Annotated in this window: 8 protein-coding genes; 5 read left to right on the forward strand and 3 right to left on the reverse strand. The window is 74.4% G+C overall.

The genetic code is table 11. The features are described from left to right. Positions 1-117: 117 nt before the first annotated feature. The 3 genes from JK356_RS20650 to JK356_RS20660 form a co-directional block, all read right to left on the reverse strand. Positions 118-1,416: a transglycosylase family protein gene (locus tag JK356_RS20650; RefSeq protein WP_201870188.1), complete on the reverse strand. Its 1,299-nt coding sequence runs from the start codon at positions 1,414-1,416 to the stop codon at positions 118-120. A 146-nt stretch (positions 1,417-1,562) separates the two neighbouring features. Beyond that, complete coding sequence (locus JK356_RS20655) at positions 1,563-2,402, reverse strand: phosphatase PAP2 family protein (protein WP_201870189.1); 840 nt, start codon at positions 2,400-2,402, stop codon at positions 1,563-1,565. 234 nt (positions 2,403-2,636) lie between these two features. After that, positions 2,637-3,152, reverse strand: a complete 516-nt coding sequence (locus JK356_RS20660; RefSeq protein WP_201870190.1) for a gluconokinase — start codon at positions 3,150-3,152, stop codon at positions 2,637-2,639. 254 nt (positions 3,153-3,406) lie between these two features. On the opposite strand from JK356_RS20660, the gene JK356_RS20665 reads away from it, so the two are divergent. The 5 genes from JK356_RS20665 to JK356_RS20685 all read left to right on the forward strand — a co-directional run bounded on the left by JK356_RS20665 (position 3,407) and on the right by JK356_RS20685 (position 8,611). Then, on the forward strand, positions 3,407-4,495 hold the full coding sequence (locus tag JK356_RS20665; RefSeq protein ID WP_236671676.1) for an MBL fold metallo-hydrolase: 1,089 nt from the start codon (positions 3,407-3,409) through the stop codon (positions 4,493-4,495). Positions 4,496-4,587: 92 nt separating this feature from the next. Then, positions 4,588-5,946 (forward strand): enolase C-terminal domain-like protein, encoded by a 1,359-nt coding sequence (locus JK356_RS20670; RefSeq protein WP_201870192.1) that lies wholly within the window; start codon positions 4,588-4,590, stop codon positions 5,944-5,946. Beyond that, positions 5,943-6,701 carry an SDR family NAD(P)-dependent oxidoreductase gene (locus tag JK356_RS20675; RefSeq protein WP_201870193.1) on the forward strand — a complete coding sequence of 253 codons (759 nt, stop codon included), beginning with the start codon at positions 5,943-5,945 and terminating at the stop codon, positions 6,699-6,701. The genes JK356_RS20670 and JK356_RS20675 overlap by 4 nt, the downstream gene beginning before the upstream one ends. A 39-nt stretch (positions 6,702-6,740) precedes the next feature. Then, positions 6,741-7,757: an aldo/keto reductase gene (locus tag JK356_RS20680; protein WP_201870194.1), complete on the forward strand. Its 1,017-nt coding sequence runs from the start codon at positions 6,741-6,743 to the stop codon at positions 7,755-7,757. 5 nt (positions 7,758-7,762) lie between these two features. Further along, the gene (locus JK356_RS20685) at positions 7,763-8,611 is read left to right on the forward strand and encodes an amidohydrolase (RefSeq protein WP_201870195.1); all 849 of its coding nucleotides are present in this window, start codon (positions 7,763-7,765) and stop codon (positions 8,609-8,611) included. Positions 8,612-9,060: the final 449 nt, after the last annotated feature.

The raw sequence follows: 9,060 nt of genomic DNA on the forward strand, positions 1-9,060 counted from the left end.
GGAAGGAAATGGAGGCGGGGCGTCCGTTTCGTGGGATGCTATCGAGCGGTCTGTCCCGATCATCCCGTCCGCCGGACCGGCGAGAACAAGCCACGACCGCCTGGATTCGGTCACGTGTCAGAGTGAGACGCCTTTTTCCCGCAGGTACGCCACCGGGTCGATGTCGGAGCCGAATGAGGGCGCGGTGCGGATCTCGAAGTGCAGATGCGGGCCGGTGGAGTTACCGGTGGAGCCCGAACGCCCGATCCGCTGCCCGCTGGTGACGGGCTGTCCCTCGGAGACGGAGATCGCCGAGAGGTGAGCATACTGGCTGTACGTGCCGTCCGGGTGCGCGATGATCACCTCGTACCCGTAGGAGCCGGCCCAGCCCGCGGAGACGACCTCGCCCGCGGTCACCGCCCTGACCGACGTGCCGGTGGGCACCGGGAAGTCGGTGCCGGTGTGGTAGCCGAGGGACCAGGAGCCGCCCGTCGCGCGGTACGGCGTGCCGATCGCGGCGTCCACCGGGGCGGTGTAGGCGGCGGACTGGCCGCCGTTGTCCGCCGAGCGCTGTGAGCCGCCGCCCCGCTCGGAGCCGGACGACTCCCGCTCCTGGCCGCGGTCCCGGTCCTGCTCGCGGTCCTGCTCGCGATCACTGTCCCGCTGGCCGGAGCCGCCGCCGTTCTGGGAGGAACGCCGGCTGCCCTGGCTGCTGGCGCTCTCGCCGCGGTCCCGCTCGTCCTCCGCCCCGGACGGGCGCAGGCTGAGCCGCTGGCCCGGGAAGATCAGGTCGGGGTCGGCGCCCACGACCTCCCGGTTGATCTCGTACAGCGACCGCCAGCCGCCCGGGACCCGCTTTTCGGCCGCGATGCCGGACAGCGTGTCGCCGCTGACCACCTCGTAGGTGTCCGGGCCGCCGCCGCTCTGCCGGGGCCGGGCCGTGTCCGAGGCGGGAGCGGACGCCTGCCGCGCCCCGGTGCCGTCCGCGCCGTCGTCCCGGTCCGCTGCCGGTTCGCTGTCCGCCGCCGGGCCGCCGGGGTCGACGTCGGGCGCGGGCCCGCCCCGGGTGAGCCCCGCCACCGACGAGCAGGTCGGCCACGCCTGCGGGCCCTGGCCGGCCAGGACCTCCTCGGCGACCGCGATCTGCTGGTCCCTGGTGGCGAGGTCGGCGCGGGGCGCGTACTGGGTGCCGCCGAACGCCTCCCACGTGCTCTGCTGGAACTGGAGCCCGCCGAAGAAGCCGTTCCCGGTGTTGATGTTCCAGTCGCCGCCGCTCTCGCACTCGGCGACCGCCTCCCAGGTGTCCACGGACGCGGCGCTGGCCGAGCTGGCGCCGATCAGCGGGATGGCCAGCCCCGCGCCGCTGGCCGTCACGCTGAGCGAAGCGCGCGAGACCGCGCTGGGCTTGTAGCGGCGGTGGCGTCCACGAGCGGTCATGCGGGTCCCTCCCCGGGCCGGCTGATCCAGCGTGCCGCACGATGCGGTGTCAACTTATGTCGTGATCATGGGAGTTGTGCGGCGGATCAACCATATGGCCGCGCTCTCGCGCCCCACAAGAGAGCCTGAGTCCCGGCAGGGGGCGCTCAGGGGGCGGGTTGGCGCACCGCCTCGGCGGGCGCGCGCCGGGGCGGGTCGCCCGCGGGCACGGCCCCGGCGCGCACCGGCGGGTCCTCGGGCGCGGAGGGCAGCGCGGGCCGCACCATCAGCAGCACGCCGGCCAGCAGCAGGCTGGCGACGATGCCGTCCATCCAGTAGTGGTGCCCGGTGCTGACCACCGCGACCAGGGTGATCCCCGGGTGCAGCAGCCACAGCCAGCGCCACCTGCTGCGCGTGGCGACGATCAGCCCGATCGCGATCACCAGCGCCCAGCCGACGTGGAGCGAGGGCATGGCCGCGAACTGGTTGGCCATGGAGTCCGGCTCAGGCTTGCCGTAGACGGCGGGCCCGTAGACCACGCCGGTGTCGACCATGCCGGTCGCCCTGAACAGCCGGGGCGGCGCCAGCGGCACCAGCAGATGGAGGATGAGCGCGGCGCCGGTCAGCCAGGTGAGGACCCACCGGATCCACACGTAGTAGCCGGGCCGCCGCCAGTACATCCAGGCGAGGAACAGCACGGTCGCCGGGAAGTGCACGGTGGCGTAGTAGACGTTGATCGCCCGTATCAGCGGCTCGGCCTGGAGCAGCAGAGTCTGCACGTCCGCCTCGCTGGGCAGCCGCAGCGCCCGCTCCAGGCCCCAGATGAAGTCAGCGTTGTCGTAGGCGTCGGTGAACTGCCCGTTCGCGACGCGCCGGCCGAGCTTGTAGGTCAGGTAGATCACCGAGACCAGCAGCAGCTCTCTGACCAGCGGCGGCCGTCCCGAGGCGGATGGCTGCTCCCGCAGCCGCCGCAGCAGGCCGTGCCACAGCACACCAGCGCTTCGCATACGCAGCATTCCCGAAAGGCAGGATCGACGGACCGCGGCTCGAAGGGCGGACGGATACCCCGCTCATCCGTCCTTCGGTGTCATTCCTCGTGCTTGATTACCGAGTCTACGGCGGGCCGGCGACGGGGCGCATGCCGATTCGGCCGGGATGCGGCCACAGCGGGGGAGCCCTGCGGGCGCGCCCGGTGCAACCGTGAAGCGAACGGGCCCGGGAAACACCTGGGGCACCTGGGCTCAGGCCGCCGGGATCACCCTGGCGGCCGCTTCGGCCAGCTGCTCCGGCGCCGGGCCCACGTCCAGCGCCGCGCCGGCCTCGTCCGCCTGGAGCGGCTCAAGCGTCTCCAGCTGCGAGCGCAGCAGCGCGGGCGGCATGAAGTGCCCCTTGCGCGCCTTCATCCGGGAGCCGATCAGCTCCTCGGAGCCGGTCAGGTGCAGGAAGAAAACCCCGGGCGAGGCCTCACGCAGCTTGTCGCGGTAGACGCGCCGGAGCGCCGAGCACGTCACGACGCCGCCGCTGCCGGCCTCGTCGCGCTCCCGCAGCCAGCGCCCTATCGCCTCCAGCCACGGCCAGCGGTCCTCGTCCTGGAGCGGGATGCCGGCGGACATCTTCTCGATGTTCGCCCGGGGGTGGAAGTCGTCCGCTTCCGCGAACGGCACGCGCAGCCGGTCGGCCAGCAGCCGGGCGACGGTCGTCTTGCCGACACCGGAGACGCCCATGACGACGACGGTGGGAGGGGCCGTGGGAGACATGCCCCCACTATCGGTCCAACGATATGACTTCTCCAAATAAACCTGCGGGGCGCGTGGGGAGTCATCTACTACAGTGACGTCAAGCGTGCCCAGGAGGACCCCACGTGACGAGTTCCTCGTCGTCTCCCGCACCCACCCCCTCTGACCAGCCCGCTGGCCAGACCTCCGGCCAGCCCGCCGCGGCAGCCCCGCGCGGCTGGCGGGCGCGGTGGCCGCGGCCGGCGGCCTTCGGCGCCGAGCCCGCGGGGGAGCGCCTGGAGCGCGTGCGGCGCTCGCCGCAGTTCCGCGGCGGGGCCTTCCGCAACGAGCGGCCCACCCGCACCATGACCCCCGGCGCCATGCTGTCGATGCTGCCGCAGCTGCTGCGCCGCGCCGACCGCGTCCGGCGGGCGCCCGCCGCGCCGCCGCCGCTGGTGCGGCCCGCCGCCGCGGCACCCGGCGCCGCCGCCCCGGCGAGCGGCCTGCGGCTGACGTGGCTGGGCCACGCCACCGTCCTCGCCGAGATCGACGGGCACCGCGTCCTGTTCGACCCCGTCTTCGGCACGCGGTGCTCCCCGTTCACCTTCGCCGGGCCGAAGCGGCTGCACCCGGTGCCGGTGCCGCTGGCCGACCTGCTGCCGCTGGACGCCGTCGTCATCTCCCACGACCACTACGACCACCTCGACCTGCCCACCGTCCGGGCGCTGGCCGGCACGGACACCGTCTTCGCCGTGCCGCTGGGCGTCGGCGCCCACCTGGAGCGCTGGGGCGTGCCGCCCGCCCGGCTGCGCGAGCTGGACTGGCACGAATCGGCGCGCGTCGGCGGCCTGACGCTCACGGCCACCCCCGGGCAGCACTTCTGCGGCCGCGGCCTGCGCAACCACGCCAGGACGCTGTGGGCCTCCTGGGTGGTGGCCGGGCCCCGGCACCGCGTCTTCCACAGCGGCGACACCGGTTACTTCCCCGGCTTCGCCGCCATCGGCAGCGACCACGGCCCGTTCGACGCGACGATGATGCAGATCGGGGCCTACGACACCCGGTACTGGCCGGACGTCCACATGACGCCGGAGGAAGGCGTCCGCGCCCACACCGACCTCTCCCAGGGCAGCCCGGCGGGCGTGATGCTGCCGATCCACTGGGGCACCTTCAACCTCGCGCTGCACCCCTGGGAGGAGCCGGCGGAACGCACCGTGCGCGCCGCCGCCGAGGCGGGCGTGGCGGTCGCGCTGCCGCGCCTGGGTGAGTCGTTCGAGCCCGGCGGCGACGTGCCCGCCGCGCCGTGGTGGCAGGCCGTCGCCGTCCGGCCCGCCGCGGGGCCGGCCCGCGCGGACAAGCCGCTCAGCGCGCGCCCCGCCGACGGCTGACGGCGGGAAAACAGCCCCTCACGTGCGCTTGTGCGTGTACAGACACGCCTCTAGGGTGCCGACGAGCCCCGGCCCAACCACAAGAGGTCCGCATGCCCGCAACACCCCTGCGCATCACCGGCGTCGACACCTACGACATACGCTTCCCGACCTCGCGGGAGCTGGACGGGTCCGACGCCATGAACCCCGACCCCGACTACTCCGCCGCCTACGTCATCCTGCACACCGGCCCCGGCGACGGCCCCGAGGGCCACGGCTTCGCCTTCACCATCGGCCGCGGCAACGACGTCCAGACCGCGGCGATCCAGGCGCTGGCGCCCTACCTGACGGGCCGCGACGCCGACGCGCTGTGCGCCGACCCCGGCGCCCTGTACCGGGAGCTGACCGGCGACAGCCAGCTGCGGTGGCTGGGCCCCGACAAGGGCGTGATGCACATGGCCATCGGCGCCGTGGTGAACGCCGTGTGGGACCTGGCCGCCAAGCGCCAGGGCAAGCCGCTGTGGCGGCTGCTGGCCGACGCCGACCCCGAGTGGCTCGCCGGCCAGGCCGACCTGCGCTACCTCGGCGACGTGCTGACGTACGACCAGGCCGTGGACCTGCTGCGCCGCGGCAAGGACGGCGCCGCCGAGCGCGCCGCCCGCCTCCAGGAGCAGGGCTACCCCGCCTACACCACCTCCCCGGGCTGGCTCGGCTACTCCGACGAGAAGCTCACCCGCCTGGCCACCCAGGCCGTCGCCGACGGCTTCACCCAGATCAAGCTGAAGGTCGGTGCCGACCTCGACGACGACATCCGCCGCTTCCGCGCCGCCCGCAAGGCCGTCGGTCCCGGCGTGCGGATCGCCATGGACGCCAACCAGCGCTGGGAGGTGCCCGAGGCCATCGAGTGGACCCGGGCGCTCGCCGAGTTCGAGCCGTACTGGATCGAGGAGCCCACCAGCCCCGACGACATCCTCGGCCACGCCGCGATCCGCCGCGCCGTCGCACCCGTGAAGGTCGCCACCGGCGAGCACGCCCACGGCCGCGTCATGTTCAAGCAGCTGCTCGCCGCCGGGGCCATCGACGTGCTCCAGCTCGACGCCGCCCGCGTCGGCGGCGTCAACGAGAACCTCGCGATCCTGCTGCTCGCCGCCCGCTTCGGCGTCCCCGTCTGCCCGCACGCCGGCGGGGTCGGCCTGTGCGAGCTGGTCCAGCACCTCGCGATGTTCGACTACGTGGCGCTCAGCGGCACCACCGACAACCGCGTCCTGGAGTACGTCGACCACCTCCACGAGCACTTCACCGACCCGGTGCGGATCCAGGCCGGGCACTACGCCGCCCCCACCGCGCCCGGCTTCTCCGCCGCCCTGCGGCCCGAGGCGCTCACCACGTACGCCTTCCCCGACGGCACGTTCTGGGCCGCCGAGCGTGCCGCCGGAGAAAACGCCGGAGAAAACGCCGGAGGTGACGCATGAGCCGGTTCGTGGGACTCGCCGCCCTCGTCACCGGCGGCGGCTCGGGCATCGGCCTGGCCACCGCCCGCCTGCTCGCCTCCGAAGGCGCCCGCGTCGCCGTGCTGGACCTGCGGCCCGGCGAGCCCGGCGACGGCATCCGCGCCTACGCCGCCGACGTGCGGGACGACGCCTCGGTGCGCGCGGCCGTGCGCCAGGCCGGCGAAGACCTCGGCGGCCTGGACGTCCTCGTCAACAACGCGGGCATCGGCGCCGCCGGCACCGTCGAGGACAACCCGGACGAGGAGTGGCACCGCGTCTTCGACGTCAACGTGCTGGGCATCGTGCGCACCACCCGCGCCGCGCTGCCGCTGCTGCGCGCCTCCCGCCACGCCGCGATCGTCAACACCTGCTCGATCGCGGCCACCGCCGGGCTGCCGCAGCGCGCCCTGTACTCCGCCAGCAAGGGCGCGGTGTACTCCCTCACCCTCGCCATGGCCGCCGACCACCTCGCCGAGGGCATCCGCGTCACCTGCGTCAACCCCGGCACCGCCGACACCCCCTGGGTGGGCAGGCTCCTCGACGCCGCCGACGACCCCGAGGCGGAGCGGGCCGCGCTGGAGGCCCGCCAGCCCATGGGCCGGCTGGTCACCGCCGAGGAGGTCGCCGCCGCCATCGCCTACCTGGCGAGCCCGCAGGCCGGGGCCACCGCCGGCACCGCCCTGGCCGTGGACGGCGGCATGGCCGGCCTGCGGCTGCGTCCCTCCCCGCGCACCTGACCCGACGAACGACCGGACCCACAGGAAGGCGGCACCACCATGCGGTCCCCCCGCGCGCAGGACCGCCGCCCGCTCGGGCGCGGCGGCGTCACGTTCACCCGGCTCTCGCTCGGCGGCGCGCCACTGGGCGGCTACGGCGCCTCCGTCAGCGAGGCCGACGCCCTGGCCGCCGTCGAGGCCGCCTGGCAGGCGGGCATCCGCGGCTTCGACACGGCGCCCCACTACGGCCTGGGCCTGTCCGAGCGGCGCATGGGCCGGGCACTCGCCGGCAAGCCGCGCGGCGAGTACGCCCTGAGCACCAAGGTCGGCCGCCTGCTCGTGCCCGTCGACGAGCCGAGCGGGGACGACGCCGCCGACGGCTTCCCCGGGCTGCCCGCCACCCACCGCCGGGTGTGGGACTTCAGCGCCGACGGGGTGCGCCGCTCCCTGGAGAGCAGCCTGGAGCGCCTGGGGCTGGACCGGGTGGACCTCGTGCTCCTCCACGACCCCGACGACCACGAGGAGTGGGCCTTCACCGAGGCGTACCCGGCGCTGGAGCGGCTGCGCGCCGAGGGCACCGTCGGCGCCATCGGCGCCGGCATGAACCAGGCCGCGATGCTCACCCGCTTCGTCCGCGACACCGACGTGGACGCGGTACTGCTCGCCGGCCACTACACCCTGCTCGACCAGGACGGGCTGGCCGAGCTGCTGCCGGCCGCCGCCGAACGCGGCACCGGCGTGATCATCGGCGGCGTCTACAACGGCGGCCTGCTCGCCGACCCCCGCCCCGGCGCCGTCTACAACTACCGCGCCGCCCCCGAGGAGATGGTGCGGCGTGCCCGGCGGCTGAAGGAGGTCACCGCCCGCCACGGCGTGCCGCTGCGCGCCGCCGCGCTGCGGTTCCCGCTGGGCCACCCGGCGGTCAGCAGCGTGCTGGTGGGCGCCCGGTCGGCAGCGGAGGTGCGGGACGCGGTGGACATGTTCCACCACCCCGTGCCCGCCGCGCTGTGGCAGGAGCTGCGCGCCGAGGGCCTGCTGCCGCCGCACGTCCCCGTCCCCGGCTCCGAGGAGGACTGACCGCCATGCCGCGCGTCGACGCCCACCACCACGTCTGGGACCTGTCCGTCCGCGACCAGGACTGGATCACCGGGCCCGCGATGGCGCCGATCCGCCGCGACTTCTCGGTGGCCGACCTGGAGCCCGCGGCCCGGGCCGCCGGCGTCACCGCCACCGTCGTGGTCCAGACGGTCACGGTGCCGGAGGAGACCCCGGAGCTGCTGGCGCTCGCGGCAGACAGCGACCTGGTCGCCAAGGTCGTGGGCTGGGCCGACCTCACCGACCCGGGCATCGCCGACGCCCTCGCCAGGCTGCGCCAGCTGCCGGGCGGCGCGCATCTGGCCGGCATCCGCCACCAGGTGCAGTCCGAGCCCGACCCCGGATGGCTGCTCCGCCCCGACGTGCAGCGCGGCCTGGCGGCCGTCGCCGAGGCCGGGCTCGTCTACGACCTGGTGATCACGGCGGACCAGCTGCCCGCGGCGGTGGCCGCCGCCGAGCGGCGGCCGGAGCTGACGTTCGTGCTGGACCACCTGGGCAAGCCGCCCATCGCCGCGGGCGCCTTCGAGCCCTGGGCCACCAACCTGGCGCGCCTGGCCGCGCTGCCGAACACCGTGGCCAAGCTCTCCGGCCTGGTCACCGAGGCCGACTGGGCTCGCTGGACGACGGCCGGGCTGCGGCCCTACGCCGAGGCGGCGCTGGACACCTTCGGGCCCGGGCGGCTGATGTTCGGCTCCGACTGGCCGGTGTGCACGCTCGCGGCCGGCTACGAGCGCTGGGTCGCCGCCGCCGAGGAACTGACCGCCGGGCTGTCGCCGGACGAACGCGACGCCGTCTTCTCCGCCACCGCCTGCCGCGTCTACGGCCTGGCGGACTAGGGCCGCTTCCCCTGCCGCGGACGGCCTGCTACAGCCACACTCGGGTCGACGGCCGCCCTGGCGGTTTCACCCCCCTGCAACCGCCTTGACGCCGTCCACGCCGTAGCTGCTACCCGTGCGACTCCGGAACCCGGAACAACACCACACCTCTCCACGGCACCTGACACACCATCCACCCGCCTGCTTTTTACGCCGACGACGGCGGCATGGTCCACGCACCCACACGGGCCATCGCATCCAGAACACACCTCACCGTTGCCCTGGTGACGACTACGCCGGAGCCACCAGACGGGCGGCGGGCAGCATGGCAATCCACATCAATTGGACTCCAGGTCATCTTGCAAGGCAGCGAAGTTCTTGCGGGTGAGCAGGGTGTTGGGGTGGTCGGGGCCCAGCACCCGCTCCATGTCGGGCAGTAGTTCTTCGTATACGGCGGCTGCGCCGGCCGT

The sequence above is a fragment of the Streptomyces sp. 7-21 genome, from assembly GCF_016741785.1.
Taxonomy (GTDB): Bacteria; Actinomycetota; Actinomycetes; order Streptomycetales; family Streptomycetaceae; genus Streptomyces.